Below are 18,879 nucleotides of genomic sequence, written 5' to 3' on the forward strand. Positions count from 1 at the left end.
ATAAAAGAAAATGATTAGTCACATCTGAGCGAAATGGATATACTTTTAAAATCAGCCAAAATTATTGATGCCGGAAACAAGGAATATCACCTAAAAAAAAGGGATATCCTTATTAAGAATGGCGTCATCGAGAACATAGCGCCAAAGATAGAAGGAACAGGTAAAGTAAAAATTATCGACTATAAAAATCTGCACGTTTCCATAGGATGGTTCGATAGTGGTGTAAGTTTTGGTGAGCCAGGTTACGAAGAGCGGGAAACCATAGCAAACGGACTTCGAACCGCTGCGAAGAGCGGCTTTACAGATGTCATTTTAAACCCAAACACCAATCCAGTGCCCGACGGCAGCGGGGCTATCGTTTTTCTTAAAAATGCTGCAAAGGGTCAGGTCACTAGTTTATATCCCATTGGAACTTTAACAAAGGGAGGTGCGGGCGAGGTACTCGCCGAATTGTACGACATGAAAAATTCGGGCGCAGTGGCGTTCTACGATTTTAAATGTCCTCTAAAAAATTCAAACCTGGTGAAAATAGCGCTGCAGTATGCCCAGAATTTTGATGGATTTATATATTCATTTCCTCAAGATTCAAAAATTGCGGGAAAGGGAATTGTCAACGAAGGCGTGGTTTCGACACGGTTAGGCTTGAAGGGAATTCCCGCACTCGCAGAAGAGCTTCAAATTTCTCGCGATTTATTTATTCTCGGGTATACGGGTGGAAAACTACACATTCCCACCATTTCTACTGCCAATTCGGTAAAGTTGATTTCCGATGCAAAGAAAAAGGGTTTAAACGTTAGTTGTAGTGTAGCAATACACAATCTTTTCCTGACCGACGAAGCATTGGAAGAATACAATTCTCTTTTCAAGGTAATGCCTCCGCTTCGAACGAAAAGCGATGCGAAGGCCCTTCTAAAAGGTCTTACAGATGGCGTCATTGATTTTGTGACTTCAGATCATAATCCCATGAATATCGAACAAAAGCATGTCGAATTTGATAATGCAGCGTTTGGCACCCTAGGGCTGGAAAGTGCTTTTGGAGCGCTAAATCAACTTTTGGATATTGAAAAATGTATCGAAATTTTAACAAAGGGCAGAGAACGCTATGGTTTGGCAACACCAATACTAAAACAAGGATACAAAGCTTGTTTGACTCTTTTTAATCCTGATAAGACCTATACCTTTACAGAGAAACAGCTTTTCTCTACCTCTAAAAATAGTATGTTCTTGGAAAGTACTTTAAAAGGCTCGGTTTATGGCACGATTAACAATAACAGAATAAGTTTAAACGATTGAAAATGAGTATAAATACAATCAAAGAAGGAAAGACAAGTGCCATCGTCGCTTATATGACAATGATTGGCGCCCTGATTGCCATTAGTATGAACTCAGAATCAGAGAATGAATTTGCCCGGTTTCATATTCGTCAAGCCTTTGGTCTTCATCTTATTTTTTTAGGTGTTGCCATCTTTTTGAGTGTTTGGTTCAACGAATATGCCTGGTACGGACTTTATATTTTTTACATCGTTCTTTGGTTCTATGGTTTTTTAGGCGCATTAAACGAAAAAAAACAGTCTGTACCCGTACTCGGTCCCTATTTTCAAAAATGGTTTACTTTTATTAGATAACATGACAACAGCCCCCCTATCCCTCGAACATCTCATTAGGCCATCTTCTTTGGAAGAAGGAAAACCACCCGTTCTTTTTATGTTTCATGGTTACGGAAGCAATGAGGAAGACCTATTTTCCTTTGCCCCTGAACTACCAAAAACCCTTTGTGTTATTTCGGTTCGTGCACCCTACCCGCTAGAACCCTTCGGTTATGCATGGTACGCCATTAATTTTGATGCCGAACAAGGAAAATGGAGCGATGACGAGCAGGCTAAAGTTTCTAGGGACAAAATTGCCGCTTTTATTGACGAAGCTTGCACCACCTACAATCTTGATTCAAAAAATATTTCACTTCTAGGGTTTAGCCAAGGCACAATTCTGAGCTATGCCGTAGCACTCTCCTATCCTGAGAAAATTAATAATGTAATCGCCCTTAGCGGTTATATCAATAAGAATATCTTAGTTGATGGCTATGCTGAAAAGAACCATAAAAACTTGCAGATCTATGCTTCCCATGGGCAAGTAGATCAGGTGATTCCTCCTGAATGGGCGCAAAAGGCACCTGACATTTTAACGAAATTAGGGATTGCCAATACGTACGAAGAGTTTCCTGTGGGTCACGGAGTTTCTCCGCAAAATTTCCGCTCTTTTAATCAATGGCTTATAGAAAGGATCTAAATTTTTTAATGAATATAATTCTGAGGTACCCATGAATTATGTCAAAATCGGTTTTACTCACAAAACTATTGGCTTCTTGTATATAATAAATGATCTATCAAGGTGAAATCAACACCTAAGTCATCTTTAAGTTCATATTTTAAAAGGAGTTCGCCCCAATATTTTCCATCGGAAAAATCGGCAATAATCCACTTATGATTTAGAATTTTTATTTTATTGATTTTAAAGTCACTTTCCATTCCCTCATACGGAATCAATGGATTGTCTCCTTTCTGTTCATTGGTCTCAAGCAGCTTATCGGCGATATAACGTGAAGGATCATCCAATTGCAGATGCTCATAATAAACAAGGGCATCATCATTATTTTCCAGAGAAAAATACTGCATATCGAGCACTTTCAACTGGGTTTGTTGTACCGAATCTTGCAGGTTTTCGATTTTATTATGCAACCTCTCTAGTTGGGCATCTTTGGCTTCTATAATTTTATTACTGCTCACAAAGAGATATAGGGCAATTAAAGCCATGAAGAAAAATAGATACAAGAATATTTTACTTCTCATTTTTTGTTAAATTATAATTCAATAACCAAATTATCAAAGGCCAAATGTACGTTTTTTGGTAATTTTTTTTCAACGTCGGCGTGAAAACCTAACAAATGACTTATATGTGTCAAATAAGCAGTTTCCGGTTCCATTTTTTTTACAAATGCCAAAGCCTCTTCTAGATTGAAATGAGAATGATGGGGTTCTTCGCGCAGGGCATTGACCACAAGTACTTTACTTCCCTTGATTTTTTCCTGTTCCACTTCACTTACAGTCTTCGCATCGGTGAGATACGTAAAGTCATCAACACGAAAACCAAAGACTTTCAACCTGTTATGATCTGCCTCAATAGGAACGACGGTCTTGTTTCCAATTTTAAAAGGTTGGTTACTCCCAATTGTATTTATCATTACCGATGGCGCCCCAGGGTATCTATTCTCTGTGGCGAAAATGTAATCGAATCGCTTTCGAAGTGAAGCCACCACTCGTTCATGTGCATATATGGGGATATCTCCTTGCCTAAAAAAATAAGGACGAATATCATCTATTCCCGCAGTATGATCAGAATGCTCATGCGTAAACAATATGCCATCTAGCCGGTTTACATGGTTAGTCAACATTTGTTGTCTGAAGTCAGGCCCGCAATCAATAACATAGTTGTAGTTGTCCCACGAAATCAATACCGATACCCGAAGTCTTTTATCTCTACTGTCGGTACTAAGACAAACTGGGTGAGTACTTCCAATTACAGGCACTCCTTGAGATGTTCCAGTGCCTAAAAAAGTAATTTTTAATCCTTTTTTCATTAATTTCAAATTTATAACTAATTAGTTTAATAGCTTCATCGTTCTTAGTAACTTTGTTAAAAGAAAAATCTAGCTAAGAAAATGACATCAGTCCTAAAAAGGGAAGCCGCATTTGAGAACATTCCCTCTCTAAAGGCCAAAACCCTACGAATAAATCTGAATCCTGATATTTACGGAACTTTCGCAGAAATCGGTGCAGGTCAAGAGACGGCCAGACATTTTTTCAGGTCTGGAGGCGCATCAGGCACCATTGCCAAAGCTATGAGTGCTTATGATAAAGACTTTAGCGATGCCATATATGGTACCGAAAAAGATGGTAGGTATGTAAGTCAGCCCCGATTAAAAAAAATGTTGGAGCATGAAATGCGTCTGATGGAAGAACGAATTAGCAGAAAGACCCATCCAGAAAGGTTGTTTTTCTCTTACGCCAATACCGTTGCAACCATTGATTTCTCTAAACGGTACAAAGGTCATGGGTGGCTGGGCATCCGGTATCAATTGGATCCAAATCAAAAGGAATATGATGAAATAATACTGCATATCCGATTTAAACAAAATGAGGCCCGTTTACAACAGGAAACACTTGGAACCGTGGGTGTTAACCTTATTTATGGAGCTTTCTACAAATACCATAAACCTCGCAAACTTCTAAAATATTTATACGATCATATCGATAAGGATACCATTGAAATAGATATGGTTAATTTTTCCGGTCCGAATTTCAAGGATGTCGACAATAGGCTGATGAGCCTGCAGCTTATTAAGAACGATATGACCGATGCCATTATGTTCGGTCCCGATGGCAATAATTTGCTCCCCGCAACAATGCTTTATAAAAAGAACATCTTAGCACTGCGCGGAAGTTTCAGGCCTGTGACCAAGGTAAATATGGATATGTTTGAAAAATCATATGATATTTTCATTAGGGATCCAGCAGTCGATGAGGAGAAAACGGTTGTCATTTTCGAAATAACGCTATCGAATCTAAAAGCTTCCGGTGAAATCGACGAGCACGATTTCATGGACAGAGCAGAGTTGCTATGCACCTTGGGTCACACCGTACTTATTTCAAAATTTCAGGAATATTATAAGTTGGTGGAGTATTTCAACAATTATACAAAAGCCAAAATAGGATTGACCATGGGAGTCAATAACCTTGTTGACATTTTCGACGAAAAATACTATCGCCATCTAAGCGGTGGTATACTTGAAGCCTTTGGGAAATTATTTTTCAAAGAGTTACAGGTATACTTATATCCAATGAAAAACCCTGATACAGGGCAAATCATGACCAGCAATAATATTAAGGTACATCCTAGAATGAAAGAATTGTATAAATTCTTCAAGTACAATGGCAAAGTGATGGACATCATCGATTACGACCCCGAAATCATGCATATTTTTTCAAGAGATGTCTTGAAAAAGCTGATCAATGGCGAAGATGGATGGGAAGAAATGTTGCCTGATGGGTTACCTGAATTAATTAAAGAGAAGAAACTATTCACTCGAAAACTTGTCAAGCAACAAGAGGATAAAATTTAGGCATAGAAAATCCCTATTAAACCTAGAGAGATTTTACGTCTCGAATATTAATAGGGATTTTGTTTGAAATCTTAGTTTTCTATAGAAAGACTCCATGAAACTTAACAGCGCTATTCTAGTAATTGTGCGGCGTGGTTCTTTGTCTTAACTTTTGAAATCACTTTGGTGACGACGCCTGTTTCATCAATTACAAAGGTGGTTCTGTGAATTCCATCGAACACTCTTCCCATAAACTTTTTTGGTCCCCAAACTCCAAAAGTATTGATTACCGAATGATCTTCATCGGCCAATAGAGGAAATGGCAAATTGTATTTTTTCTTAAAATTACCTTGTTTTTTTTCAGAATCGGCGCTCACACCTAATAACTCAAAACCGCGAGACTGCAATTCAGAGTAATTATCCCTTAAGTTACAGGCCTCTAAAGTACATCCGGGCGTGTTCGCCCGTGGATAGAAAAAAACAATCAGTTTTTTTCCCTTATAATCTGTTAAATTGATACTATTGCCATCTTGATCAGTACTAGAAAACTCAGGTACCTTATCTCCTTCTTTCAATGTTGTCATTCCTTAAATTTATTTAAATTCGTTCTTTAAACTGTACAGCGAAACTACACAAAAATGACAAAAGCCGAAAAGGTTGACTTTGCAATAAAAACACTTCAAGAACTATATCCAACCATTCCTGTGCCCCTTGAGCATAAAGATCCATATACCTTATTAATAGCCGTACTACTTTCTGCGCAAAGTACCGATGTTCGTGTGAACCTGATTACCCCGCTTTTGTTTGAAAAAGCTGATAACCCTTTCGACATGATAAAATTATCGGTAGCTGAAATCAGGGAAATCATTAAGCCTGTTGGTTTATCTCCTATGAAATCAAAAGGCATTTATGGGTTATCAAAAATTCTAATAGAGAAATATGGAGGTGAAGTTCCGAAAGACATTGCCTTGTTGGAAGAACTACCTTCGGTAGGCCATAAGACCGCTAGCGTAGTGGTATCACAGGCCTTTGGCATACCTGCATTTCCTGTGGATACACATATACACCGCTTAATGTACCGATGGGGATTTTCCAATGGTAAAAATGTTACTCAAACGGAAAAAGATGCTAAAAGGTTGTTTTCAAAAGAGTTATGGAACGACTTGCACTTACAGATAATCTGGTACGGACGTCAATATTCCCCAGCAAGAGGCTGGGATTTGGAAAAAGATATTATAACCAAAACCATAGGAAGAAAGAAGGTTCTGGATGAATATTTTAAAAACAAAAAGACCCGAAAATAATCGGGTCTTTATCTAATTCAAAATATTTTCGAATTTAAAATTTTTGTGCTCTACAATGTGCAAAGATTTTGAATAATTCAATAAAAATTGAATAGTTTCTGTCCTCGTTGCCACAAGTTGACACCTATTTTCGTGTTGAGAGTAGATTTTTTCCATAATTATAGTATTGTTATGTATTAGATAACGCAACTAAAATTAAAATATTGTCTACTCTTTAAAAGACCAACTTTTAATTGGTCAGTACGATGCTATTTTTATCTATAATCTTTCTAAGATTAATAAGGGCATATCTCATTCTTCCAAGTGCCGTGTTAATGCTAACACCTGTGTTTTCCGAAATTTCTTTGAAACTCATATCCTTGTAGATACGCATAACCAATACTTCTTTTTGATCTTCTGGCAATTCTTCGATAAGGTGCTTAAGATCTTCTGTAATTTGGTCCTTTATAATTTGCTTTTCGGCATTCAACTTATCATCACCTATAACTGAAAAGATATTAAAATCGTCACTTCCCTCGAATTTGGGCATTCTTTTGTTTCTTCTGAAATGATCGATTATAAGATTGTGCGCAATTCGCATTACCCAAGGTAGAAATTTACCTTCTTCACTATAAGTACCTTTTTTTAGCGTTTTGATAACTTTAATAAAAGTATCCTGGAAAATATCTTCCGTAACATCCCTATCCAAAACTTTTGAGTATATAAAGCTTGTAATTCGTTGGTTATGACGGTTGATCAGAATTTCAAGAGATTTTTCGTCTCCACTGATATAATCTCTTACTAATACTGAGTCTTCAATTTGTAGTTCCATGCCGATTACTTTTTTTTTGGTTAAGATTAAGGCTTACTTTTTAGTAAGCTGATTTAAGTTGTTAGATTTATTTTTAAGCGATTAATTAGCTTTGTTTTCTTAATTATGATCTAAAACTAGATAAAAGGGGGTGACAGAAAAAAAGTATGTTGTCAAACAGCTACTTTTTGATGTGAAACCATCATTTTCCATTTTTGTCAACAATAAATCAAGTTTTTATGTGTTGCAGTTCAAATTTGATGTGATAAAGAAGCAAACCTCCTTTATTAATTGATAAGTAGCGTGATTTTCAAAATTCATTAAAGAGCACAAAAACTGGAGCACCTGTGATTATAGCAGAATTTTTAGTATTTATATTGTAAGGTTTTACCAATAAATGAAAGTAGGGCAACTAAAAAGAAGAGAAGAAAAGACCCTAAAAGGTTTGCAACCTGCCCACAATACACTCCATTAAAACAAAAAACCTCAAAATACCAATGATTTTGAGGCTATATTAAAAGAACTGGGTTTAACTAATTCAAATTACTTTCGAACTTGTGTCCTTTTATTTGCGTTATTTTTAAAGACTTTGAATAGTTCAATAAAAATTGAATGGTTTCAGACTTGGTCTTAATAAGTTCATTTTTTTCTGAATTCTTAATGTAAATTTCTTCCATAATAATTAGTTCAGTGTTGTTTGGCTAAATAACGCCACTAAAGCAGAAGAAGTCAATACGTTCGGTATACCGTCAATTAATTCGTTAAAACAATATTATTTTGATCAATTATCTTTCTGAGGTTGATTAGTGCATAACGCATCCTACCCAGCGCCGTATTAATGCTGACCCCTGTATTTTCTGAAATTTCCTTAAAACTCATATCTCTATAGATCCGCATCATTAGAACATCTTTCTGATCTTGGGGAAGTTCTGCAATCAGCACACCCAAGTCAGTATCAATTTGATTTTTTATAATTTGTCCTTCAACATTCAATTGCTCGTCACTCATAATAGAAAAAATATTAAAGCTTTCGTTTCCATGAAACATAGGCATTCTATTACTTTTTCTAAAGTGATCTATAATTAGGTTATGGGCTATGCGCATTACCCAAGGAAGAAACTTACCTTCTTCACTATATGTTCCCCTTTTTAAAGTTCGAATGACTTTAATAAAGGTATCTTGAAAAATATCTTCTGTAATGGTTCGATCATTGACTTTAGAATAGATAAAACAACTTATTCGCTGATTATGCCGCTCAATCAATGTTTCCAGAGCCTTTTCGTCTCCGTTAATATATTTCTTAATAAGTAAGGAATCGTCTACCTGTGCTTCCATATCAATTACTTTTTGGTTAAAACTAGTGTTCTCTTATCCTGATAGTTATCAGAAGTAGAGGTTCTTGGGGTTAAAATCTAATTTTTAAAAAGTAATTGTATATGCTATAGGCCTTTAGGATTTAGTGTTTAATAGAATTCAAATATAGAAAAAATTAAATGGTATCAAAAAAATTGTGATGCCATACACACAATATTAATGCCATCTATACATTTTTCGTTATTGAAATGTACATATTGTATCTTTGCCAACTTAAATACGAGTATGTCGACGATTCTAGATGTTAACCCCAAAGAAAATATTATTATCAAAGGTGCCAATCTGCACAATTTGAAGAATATAGACGTGGTTATTCCGCGAAATAAGCTTGTTGTAATTACCGGACTTTCGGGTTCGGGTAAGTCTAGTCTTGCTTTTGACACATTATACGCAGAAGGACAACGAAGGTATGTTGAGAGCTTATCATCATACGCAAGACAGTTTTTGGGGAAACTCGACAAACCAAAGGTTGACTATATTAAAGGTATAGCTCCCGCCATTGCCATAGAACAAAAAGTAAATTCGACCAATCCTCGCTCTACAGTAGGCACCACAACCGAAATTTACGACTACTTAAAACTTCTTTATGCCCGTATCGGAAAGACAATTAGCCCGATTTCAGGTGAAGAGGTGAAGAAGCATACCGTAACCGACGTTATAAATTATATCAAAACCTACGATCAGGAAACTAAATTATTGCTGTTGGCGCCTATTATCGTCAAGAAAGAAAGAGATCCCTTCAAAACCTTGCAGTTATTCTCTAAACAAGGATACGCCAGAATAAAATATAAAGGAGAGGTGTTGCGTATCGATGCTGCTCCAGAAAATATAGGTAGGGAGTTTTATCTCGTAGTCGATCGGATTATTACAAAAAACGATGAAGACTTTTATAATAGGTTGGCCAATGCGGTGGATACTGCTTTCTTTGAGGGCAAAGGTGAATGTATTATTGAGGATTTGAAAACCGAAAAACAGGTGCCTTTTAGTAATAATTTCGAGTTGGATGGAATGCAATTCCTTGAACCGAATGTTCATTTATTCAGCTTTAATAATCCCTATGGGGCATGTCCTAAATGTGAAGGGTACGGAGATGTCATAGGTATCGACGAAGACCTTGTCATACCAAATACTGCACTTTCTGTTTATGAGAACGCCGTATTTCCATGGCGGGGCGAAAGTATGGGTTGGTACAGGGACCAACTCGTGAATTCGGCTTACAAATTTGATTTTCCGATTCACAAACCTTGGTTTGAGCTTTCAGATGCACAAAAACAATTGGTTTGGGAAGGTAATGATCACTTTATTGGGTTGCACAATTTCTTTGGAATGCTCGAAGAGAAAAGTTACAAAATACAGAACAGGGTAATGCTTTCCCGATATCGCGGAAAGACTAAATGTAATGTATGTAAAGGCAAACGTTTACGAAAAGAAACCGATTATGTAAAGGTTGGGGGTGAATCGATTTCTGGTCTCGTCGAACTTCCTATTTCCGATCTCACTACTTTCTTTAATGCACTCGTTCTAGAGAAACATGACGGGCAAATAGCCTCTCGTCTACTTAAGGAAATTATAACCCGCTTAGGGTTCTTAAACAATGTAGGGTTAAATTACCTCACACTGAACAGAAAATCAAATACCTTGTCCGGGGGTGAAAGTCAACGTATCAATTTAGCCACTTCTTTGGGCAGTAGCCTTGTTGGTTCGATGTATATACTTGACGAACCCAGTATAGGTTTGCATCCAAAAGACACCGAAAACCTCATCGAAGTATTAAAATCACTTCGCGATTTGGGAAATACGGTAATTGTGGTTGAACACGACGAAGATATTATGAAAGCTGCCGATGAAGTAATAGACATTGGCCCTGAGGCCGGCACCCATGGCGGTGAAGTCGTTGCACACGGTACCCTTGACGAAATCTTATTGTCTTCTTCATTGACTGCCAGTTATTTGAATGGCACTAAAGAAATTGAAATACCAAAAAAACGCCGTACTTCACAACAATTTATTGAAATAAAAGGAGCACGAGAAAATAACCTCAAAAATATTGATGTCACTTTTCCCTTAAATATGCTCACTGTTGTCACTGGAGTTTCGGGGAGTGGAAAAAGCACCCTGGTAAAAAAATTGTTATATCCTATCATTCTTAAAAAAGTTGGAGGTTACGGTGAAAAAGCTGGGCAATATACTTCTGTAGAAGGAAAATATCAGTCTATCAAACATGTTGAATTTGTTGACCAAAATCCTATTGGACGGTCATCACGATCGAACCCTGTCACTTATATCAAGGCCTATGACGACATTCGGAATTTGTTTGCTTCACAAAAGCTAAGTAAAATCAGGGGCTATCAGGCTAAGCATTTTTCTTTTAATGTGGATGGGGGTCGCTGTGAAAAATGTAAAGGAGAAGGCGAAATAACGGTGGAAATGCAGTTCATGGCCGACGTTCATCTTGAATGTGAAACATGCGGAGGTAAACGTTTTAAGAAAGAAGTACTTGAGGTAAAGTTTGAAGATGCATCTATCGACAATGTGCTCAACATGACCATAGACGATGCTATTGCCTTCTTTGAATTGCATAGTCAAACCAGAATTACCAACAAATTGAAGCCATTACAAGATGTCGGTTTGGGCTATGTCACTTTAGGGCAGTCATCCTCTACCCTATCGGGCGGCGAAGCGCAACGTATCAAGTTGGCTTCCTTCTTGGTCAAAGGCACCACTAAGGATAAAGCTTTGTTCATTTTTGATGAACCTACAACGGGACTCCATTTTCACGATATCAAAAAATTATTAAAGTCGTTCGATGCCCTTATTTCAAAAGGACATTCAATTGTCGTGATCGAGCATAATATAGAACTTATTAAATGTGCCGATTATATTATCGACCTTGGTCTCGAAGGAGGAGCGACTGGTGGGCAGCTTATTGTTCAAGGCACTCCAGAAGAAATAATAAAGAATAAAATTTCACATACTGCACGCTATTTAAAGGAAAAATTATTGGCCCGCTAGGGCTTATTGTTTTTAACCGTATAGGAATTTATCCGATAAAAAGTAATAGTAATTTTTGACTTTAGCAAGGTGGATTTCACTACTACCAAAGGATAAACTACATCTTCTGGAAACTCAATGCTTCCTTAAAATAATTTATATTTAATTGAATATCAGTATATTATAATATTATTTATATTTTTGGCACGCTGTTTGGTATATACTTCACGAATGTAAATAGTTGCATTCAGGAACATAAAACCTTATATCATGAGAAATTTAATACTCCTCTTTACAGCGCTAGTTTTTGGTACCGCAAGTACCATGGCCGTAAATACTGAAGATAAGGCTGCGGAACGCAATACTTATAGATATAATAACAACGCTTTCATTTTTATTGAGAATGATGTAACATTTTCCGTATTTCCTGACGGTGAGTTTGACTTCTATATCGACAACTACATAAATGGTCGTCGCAACAAAATTACATTCAATTCAGGTTTTGATTATAGTCCTTATGCGCAATATGATGATTATGGCGCGGTAATCCAGGTAGAGAATATCCCGGTTTATTATGACTATTATGGACGCGTATCACAAATCGGTGAAGTTCAAATATCATATCGAAATGGAAGAGTCTTTCGATTGGGCGGTATGCATGTCTTTTATAATCATAACGGCATTTATGACCACCATACAGGATATATAAATGTATATAATAGACATTATGTTTATAGACCATTTCATAGGTTTTTCTTAAGACCGGCTTTAGGTTTCTCACTTGTATTCAACAGCCCTTACAGAAGATATTACAGCCCGGTAAGATATACCTATTACCAGCCCTATAGGCATAATTATAGGAAGGCTTACGCCAAAGTAGGTAAAATACATAAATACAATAGTCCTCGTCGTGAAAGAACCTCAATATATCGCAATGATAAAAGAGTAACGACACGTAGCAATGGAGTGCGCAGCAATAGAGCCGTTACTCAACGAAGCACTGTAAAAAATTCAAATAGGAATGTAGTGCGTAACAATGCCAAAACTTCTGATTTGAGAAGCAGAACAAGTAGGAGTACAAACCAGTCGGGAAGAACAGTACGCAGCAGTACCATTCGAAAGTCGAATACCCCTTCGGGCAGAACGATTACAAAAAGAGAAGTAAGTAATTCTTCTCCTAAAGGAAGAACGGTAACAAGAAGTACGACTACTATAAAAAGACCTGTAAATAATAACTCGGTAAGAAGTGCATCAAGAAAGCCACGAACGGTCTCGAAGACCCCTAGTTCAAGAACAACAAGAAGCAATGCTGTTTCAAGTAGAAGTTCTGATAGACGATTTGTAAGTAATACGCCAAAACAAAATCGTAGCGTTTTTACAAAAAGTTCGTCTTCAAGAGGTTCATCGGCAAAAAGTTCAGTAAGCCGGGCTCCTAGCAGAAGTAAAAGTATATCAACAAGAAGTACTTCAAGGAATTCAGTAAGCAAGGCCCCGGCAAGAAGTAGTAGAAGTTCAAGTAGCACATCGGTTGCTAGAAGTTCTAGAAGAAATTAAAAATAGTTTTTAGGTTGGTTAGTTGTTTAGCCCCGTAGTGGATTCGTCTACTGCGGGGTTTTAACTTTTGTAGTAAAAGGTATTAAACATAAGTGCACATTGCTCCCAACGTATTAATAATTAAAGCACGGGTCTTAGTCCGTCTTTCACATATGAAATGTTTCAATTCCCCTAAAAACTTTTGACATTAACGATTTTTCTTAATAAAATGTTAACCAAAATGGCGTTTCAGCGAATATTCTGTTAATAAGGAATATCAAGATAGAGTACATGCCGACGTTTTGCGTACTTATCTAAACCCTAAATTTTTACAGAAAATGAAAAGAACAACACTACTGGTGGCATTGCTATTGCCACTATTCGCATTTAATGGCTGTGTGAATGATTTGGTCAATGAAAAACCGAAAGAAGAATCCGTTATAGAAGAAAATTCCAATGATGATGATGATGGTACAGAAACTGAAAACCCAGACGATGAAGACACTTCGGAACCCGTCGATATCTCTGAAGAACTTGTTGCTAATGATCTAGCTCCGCATCCTATGCAAGATGTTGCAAAACCAGCTTACCTCGATACCATCATCGACCCTTCGTTCGGCACCGTCATCAGAAGAATTTCTGATGCTGGCAATGGTAATATCATAAAGCCCATGTACAGTACCATTCAAGCTTGGAATGCCGATGAAAGCTATATGATTCTTTATGATCAATCGAACGGGGTACACCAACTATTGAACGGGATGGATTACACCTTCATACGCAATCTTGAAGATGTGGTTCCTGATGATATCGAACAGATTTTCTGGGATTTTAATGATCCCGACATTTTCTTTTATTTAGATAGAGTTACTGCAGACCTAATCAAATATGCTGTTAGTACTAAAAATAAAGACATTCTCACGAACATTAAAGCATTGACAGGATGTAATGGAAATTTGGGCTCGGGAAATGATGTACAAATGATGTCGTGGGATTCAGATGTAATTGGGCTTCGCTGCGACAATGACACTGTATATTATTATCGAATCTCAACCAATGAAATTACAGAATTCGATATTTCCGAGGTTGACTACACAGCCCCTATGCCTGCCCCTAGCGGCGAACGTTTTTACCATAGTCAAAGTGTTTACAGTACCGATGGCAAGAAAGTTCTTGATCTTAATGAGAAAAAAACCGAACACTCTTGCTTGGGTAAATTTGTTGACGGCACAGATGCTCATTTTACCGTAGCCTTCGGCGAAGGACCTCAGGGCGGTTGCTTGGGAAATATCATTGCCCATGATTTAGTTACTGGTGAATGTTTTCCCATAATTAGCGAAGCCCAAGGTTATGATTACCCGAAAACCGGGACACACATTTCCGCGGTGTCGCATAAAAATCCCGGTTGGGTGGCTGCCTCAATGGTAGGCTATGAAGAAGATGGACATAAACTTTTGGATCAAGAACTGGTTTTAGCCCGGGTGGAAAAAGGTAATACCGAAGTCTATAGAATCGGTCACCATAGGGCCGACGAAAATGAATTCCCTTATTGGGGCGAGCCTCATGCAGTAATTAGCCCCTCTGCGACCAGAGTACTTTTTGGATCAGACTGGAGCGGTTCAGATGATGGTAAATCAGTAGATTCATATGTGGTTGAATTACCTTCCTTCAATAAATAAAGACATCCCTAAATTTTCCATGCTATGGGGTAATGGGTCGGACGATATGTGCGGCCCATTATTTTTTTACAATACTATTTTCTTTATTTACAATGTCTTATAAGCTCGTGTTTAAATTGAATTTCCTAAACGCATTAAAGAAACTTTAAAATAAAAGACTCCGACCAATAGGTCGGAGTCTTTGTTATCCAAACAAACTCAAAAACCAGTATTTATTAATTAATACCCCGGATTTTGAACCAAGTAACCATCAAGAATCGAGGCGCCATCAACCGCACTTTGAGGAATTGGGAAAACGCGTTTCTGGGGATCGGAATTCGTTTTTTCGGTATAAGAATCCTCAAACTTTCCAAATCGGATCATATCGGTCCGTCTTTGAAATTCCCAATAAAATTCAAAGCCACGCTCGCGGTATAATATATCAAGATCCATAGCATCAAGCGCGGGGGCAGTATGTCTTGCCGTTCTTGAAGCTCTGACGAAATTTACATCGGTGAGAGCAGCACCGGCATCTCCTTTTCTAAGCATTGCTTCTGCACGCATAAGGTACATGTCGGCAAAACGAAGCACGACCAAGTCGGCCTGCCCTTTATTTCTTCCCGAATCGGATGTTTTACTGAATTCATATTTCTCAACCCTATATCCGCTACTGTGCGAACTATTGGCCGTAAAATCGACTTCCAAAGAGTGAAACACCGGGTCACCTACCTCAGATCTACGGTTTGTTACCAAGTCCACTACATACTTATCGCCCTCACAGCGCTCAAAGGGATCTCCTCCTTGATCGTGCTGCAGGCCATATAAAAATCCTCTATAAATACCCCGGTCAATTTCAAAATCCTCTGCACTCACACATCCAGGCTCATTGATTAAATTGTCTTTATGGAATCTAGGGTCGGCATCTGCCGGATCTACATCGCCATAGGCGTCTACCCATGTTTGATAAAAATCAGATGTAATTGCCGCGGCATCTGTTCCATTGGCACTAGGAAATTCAGGAAGCGGGTAAAAGTCTCCTGACATTGAGAAATAAGCCATACGGTTATGACCATCTAAATCTTCACGCTGATCGATGGCAAATATCAACTCAGTGTTGGTATGGTTTTCATCATCGAATATTTCAAAATATTCAGCAGAAAGGGCATGTTCCCCTGAATTGATGACTTGATTTGTGTATTGTATAACGGCATCCATATCTGCATTACTGAAATCAGGTGTTCCGTAAGGATCACGATAAACGGGTGCATTTAGATGCAGCCTTGCCAACAATGCCCAAACACCTGTTTTTGTCATTCTACCCGGGCCCACAGCGGTCGTAGTGGACAAATCGGGTTCAACGGCCAATAACTCACTGATCAAATAATCAACCGCTTCGCTTCCCCTAAGTATTACCGATTGATCATCAATATTATCTTTAACGAACACCAACCCAAAGGCATCCAATAAGATATGGTTATAAAGGGCTCTCATTGCTCGTGCTTCCGCCAAATAAACAACGGCCTGAGGGTTCGTTTCGGTCAATGGGGTTAGCGCATTAATAGCACTTACCGCTCTTGCGATATGCTTTGTGGTTCCTTCCCAAACATCTTTCATGATAGCATTACCTGGCGTCATGGCGTGCAGGTATAAATCTGAAAATTTCCCGCCATCTCCCCAATCCGTACCACCTCTATACGGCAGAATGGCTTCATCAGTAGAAATCTCTTGCATGGCAAAGTATTTGGTATGTCGCCATATATTGTTATTTGCATTTGCATAAACAGGAGCCAAAGCTGCCACGGCCTCATCAATTCCTTCGGTACTGGGATTTAAAGATTCATCTAAAACGTTCTCTTCAAGATCTGTACAATTCCAACTTAATAACATGCCGCTGAACAACAATGCTAATTTTATCTTGCTTTTCATATTTATTTTTATTTTTTATTAAAAGGAAACATTTACACCGAATACAAATGTTTTCGCTTTTGGATATGCGAATTTATCTATACCGAAGGATTGAATTCCATTCGTTGAACTGTCTTGATTTACTTCAGGATCATATCCATCATAATCAGTAATTACAAATAGATTTTGACCTGTAAAACTCAATCGTAATTCTTGAAGCCAGTTTGAAGCCCACGCCATAGCTTTTGTATCAAACGAATACCCTAACGTCAAGTTACTTAGCCTTAAGTATGAACCATCTTTTAAATAACGTGTTGAAACCGCCGCTGAATTTATAATACTTTCTTCAGGATATTGTATCGCTATAGCTGTTGTATTATTTGATTTACTTAAAAGGGTCTTGTAAAAACTACCCATGGCCGTATGATCATAAATCTCATTTCCGCTAACCCCATTAAAATTGATATTTAAATCTAATCGCTTATAACTAAAATTGGTGTAAAAACTATAGGTCATATCCGGTAGGGCACTTCCAACGACAGTTCTATCATTTTCGGTAATATCACCGTCACCATCGCTATCGACAAATTGAGAACGGCCATCTGAATTGATTCCCGTAAATGTCTGCATATAAAAAGAGCCTATTGGCTCACCGCTTACAAACCCGTTAATGGTCGCATCAGTAAGTCCTTGACCAGAAGCAGATCCCGTAGTAACGATTGTAAAAGGAGAATCTTCTACCACATTATCAATAAAAGTGGCGTTTCCTCCAATTGCATAGGAAAAACCTTCGTAGTTCCGTTTGGCATAATCCAAGGCAATCTCAAATCCCTTGTTGGTAATGGTCATGTCAGGAACATTGGTCCAATATGTCGGAGCAGGAACAATAGGATCTACCGGAACAACCTCCAATAAAATATTATCGGATACTTTATTGAAATAATCAACAGTTCCCGTCAGACTACCATCGAAGAGTCCAAAATCAAGACCGACATTAGATTGTGTTGAAACTTCCCATTGAATATCAGGATTCGCGAAACGGGTATACTCCGATCCAACAGGATAAGCTCCATTTTGATCAATCGGATAACTGACACTACTGGAGTTACTCACTGAAAAAGATTCTTTTGTAATTTTATTCGGAATTTCTTGATTTCCTGTTTGGCCCCAACCTGCTCTTAATTTTAGATCGCTAAAGATCGACCCATCCATAAAGTCTTCTTCTATAATTCTCCAAGACCCCGCAAAAGATGAGAAAACACCATATTTATTGTTCTCTCCAAATTTAGAGGAACCATCTGCTCTTACTGTTGCGGTAAACAGGTATCGGTCTTTGAAGCTCCAATTCGCCCTGCCAAAGAAAGATTGCAATTCATTTTCCCAAGTACTTCCTGTGGGGCGATTATCCGTTAAATTAAGATCACCACCCAAGCCCGGGTTATTACGGGGTTCGATGTCGGTATCGGCAGGAAACTCATCTATAGACCAATTGCTACTTCGAGAAAAGGTTTTTTGATAAGAGTGTCCTCCTAAAATACTTAAATTGTGTTCGCCCACATCGAACGTATAGGTCAAGTAGTTTTCAATTAAGGTATTTCTGTATTTCCCAAAACCTTGACTCAAACTACCTAAATCATTGCGTTCTGTATTCGCAATTGTTTGTTGGTCACTATCGGAAGAGTTATTCTCGTAACCAAAATTGAGTTTGTAAACCAACCCATCCAAAATTTCAAAAGAAGGCGATACATTGAACAAAATTCTTCGAGATTCTGAAAAATCGCCGTTGTATTTATTACTTAACAGAGGGTTGTTCCAATTCAATGGGTTGTTAATCTCTCCATCAGGTGTATATGCATCAAATGTGGGGTTTGTAGTATACCCTAAATTATTGTTTCTAGATTGTTCCGTGATCGTGGTATTTAAATTGTAATCAATTCTTAAACGATCTTCTAATAATTTTTGAGTTACATTGATTCTGGCACTTGTTCTTTTTAAATCGGAATTATATACAATGCCTTCTTGATCTTGTAAACCTAAAGAAGCATAATAGTTCAATTTTTCAGTTCCGCCCGATAAAACAAGGTTATAGTTTTGTGTAATCGCGGCCCTAGTCAATTCTTCTTGCCAGTCTGTACTGCCACCTCCATCTATCAATTCACTATCAGGAAT

15 protein-coding genes are annotated in these 18,879 nt (G+C 37.8%); 8 read left to right on the top strand and 7 right to left on the bottom strand.

From position 1 onward, the window contains the following. The first annotated feature begins 33 nt into the window (after window positions 1-33). Genes BLS33_RS08720 through BLS33_RS08730 form a run of 3 tightly spaced genes read left to right on the top strand, consistent with a single transcriptional unit; the run spans window position 34 to window position 2,286 of the window. Window positions 34-1,293 (top strand): dihydroorotase, encoded by a 1,260-nt coding sequence (locus BLS33_RS08720; protein WP_089887530.1) that lies wholly within the window; start codon window positions 34-36, stop codon window positions 1,291-1,293. A 2-nt stretch (window positions 1,294-1,295) separates the two neighbouring features. Continuing rightward, entirely contained in the window at window positions 1,296-1,625 is a 330-nt protein-coding gene (locus BLS33_RS08725; RefSeq protein WP_089887533.1) for a hypothetical protein, read from the top strand. A 1-nt stretch (window position 1,626) separates the two neighbouring features. Then, a complete protein-coding gene (locus tag BLS33_RS08730) occupies window positions 1,627-2,286 on the top strand; it encodes an alpha/beta hydrolase (RefSeq protein ID WP_089887534.1) in 660 nt (219 codons plus the stop codon). 65 nt (window positions 2,287-2,351) lie between these two features. Here the strand turns inward: BLS33_RS08730 and BLS33_RS08735 are convergent, their stop codons facing one another. Together BLS33_RS08735 and BLS33_RS08740 are read right to left on the bottom strand one after the other, a co-directional pair. Beyond that, a complete protein-coding gene (locus BLS33_RS08735) occupies window positions 2,352-2,846 on the bottom strand; it encodes a hydrolase (protein WP_089887537.1) in 495 nt (164 codons plus the stop codon). 11 nt (window positions 2,847-2,857) lie between these two features. Then, window positions 2,858-3,634 (bottom strand): MBL fold metallo-hydrolase, encoded by a 777-nt coding sequence (locus BLS33_RS08740; RefSeq protein WP_089887540.1) that lies wholly within the window; start codon window positions 3,632-3,634, stop codon window positions 2,858-2,860. An 81-nt stretch (window positions 3,635-3,715) separates the two neighbouring features. On the opposite strand from BLS33_RS08740, the gene BLS33_RS08745 reads away from it, so the two are divergent. Then, window positions 3,716-5,176 carry a nicotinate-nucleotide adenylyltransferase gene (locus tag BLS33_RS08745; protein WP_089887542.1) on the top strand — a complete coding sequence of 487 codons (1,461 nt, stop codon included), beginning with the start codon at window positions 3,716-3,718 and terminating at the stop codon, window positions 5,174-5,176. A 110-nt stretch (window positions 5,177-5,286) separates the two neighbouring features. On the opposite strand, the gene bcp is transcribed toward BLS33_RS08745, so the two are convergent. Beyond that, complete coding sequence (gene bcp / locus BLS33_RS08750) at window positions 5,287-5,739, bottom strand: thioredoxin-dependent thiol peroxidase (RefSeq protein WP_089887544.1); 453 nt, start codon at window positions 5,737-5,739, stop codon at window positions 5,287-5,289. A 54-nt stretch (window positions 5,740-5,793) separates the two neighbouring features. Here bcp and BLS33_RS08755 point away from each other — a divergent pair, with 54 nt between their 5' ends. Continuing rightward, the gene (locus tag BLS33_RS08755; RefSeq protein ID WP_089887545.1) at window positions 5,794-6,459 is read left to right on the top strand and encodes an endonuclease III domain-containing protein; all 666 of its coding nucleotides are present in this window, start codon (window positions 5,794-5,796) and stop codon (window positions 6,457-6,459) included. Window positions 6,460-6,688: 229 nt separating this feature from the next. Here BLS33_RS08755 and BLS33_RS08760 read toward each other — a convergent pair whose 3' ends face one another. Both BLS33_RS08760 and BLS33_RS08765 read right to left on the bottom strand, forming a co-directional pair. After that, window positions 6,689-7,270, bottom strand: a complete 582-nt coding sequence (locus BLS33_RS08760; RefSeq protein ID WP_089887548.1) for an RNA polymerase sigma factor — start codon at window positions 7,268-7,270, stop codon at window positions 6,689-6,691. Window positions 7,271-8,002: 732 nt separating this feature from the next. Next, complete coding sequence (locus BLS33_RS08765) at window positions 8,003-8,584, bottom strand: RNA polymerase sigma factor (protein WP_089887550.1); 582 nt, start codon at window positions 8,582-8,584, stop codon at window positions 8,003-8,005. A 264-nt stretch (window positions 8,585-8,848) separates the two neighbouring features. On the opposite strand from BLS33_RS08765, the gene uvrA reads away from it, so the two are divergent. From uvrA to BLS33_RS08780, 3 genes are all read left to right on the top strand, one after another. Beyond that, complete coding sequence (gene uvrA / locus BLS33_RS08770; protein ID WP_089887552.1) at window positions 8,849-11,635, top strand: excinuclease ABC subunit UvrA; 2,787 nt, start codon at window positions 8,849-8,851, stop codon at window positions 11,633-11,635. Between the two features lie 249 nt (window positions 11,636-11,884). Then, window positions 11,885-13,168, top strand: a complete 1,284-nt coding sequence (locus BLS33_RS08775) for a hypothetical protein (protein ID WP_089887555.1) — start codon at window positions 11,885-11,887, stop codon at window positions 13,166-13,168. 317 nt (window positions 13,169-13,485) lie between these two features. Continuing rightward, window positions 13,486-14,826: a hypothetical protein gene (locus BLS33_RS08780; protein WP_089887557.1), complete on the top strand. Its 1,341-nt coding sequence runs from the start codon at window positions 13,486-13,488 to the stop codon at window positions 14,824-14,826. Window positions 14,827-15,045: 219 nt separating this feature from the next. On the opposite strand, the gene BLS33_RS08785 is transcribed toward BLS33_RS08780, so the two are convergent. Together BLS33_RS08785 and BLS33_RS08790 are read right to left on the bottom strand one after the other, a co-directional pair. Next, window positions 15,046-16,731 (bottom strand): RagB/SusD family nutrient uptake outer membrane protein, encoded by a 1,686-nt coding sequence (locus BLS33_RS08785; RefSeq protein WP_089887559.1) that lies wholly within the window; start codon window positions 16,729-16,731, stop codon window positions 15,046-15,048. Window positions 16,732-16,749: 18 nt separating this feature from the next. Continuing rightward, window positions 16,750-18,864: a SusC/RagA family TonB-linked outer membrane protein gene (locus BLS33_RS08790; RefSeq protein WP_176801361.1), complete on the bottom strand. Its 2,115-nt coding sequence runs from the start codon at window positions 18,862-18,864 to the stop codon at window positions 16,750-16,752. Window positions 18,865-18,879 lie beyond the last annotated feature (15 nt).

This window comes from Kriegella aquimaris (assembly GCF_900103215.1).
In the GTDB taxonomy this organism is placed as follows: Bacteria; Bacteroidota; Bacteroidia; order Flavobacteriales; family Flavobacteriaceae; genus Kriegella; species Kriegella aquimaris.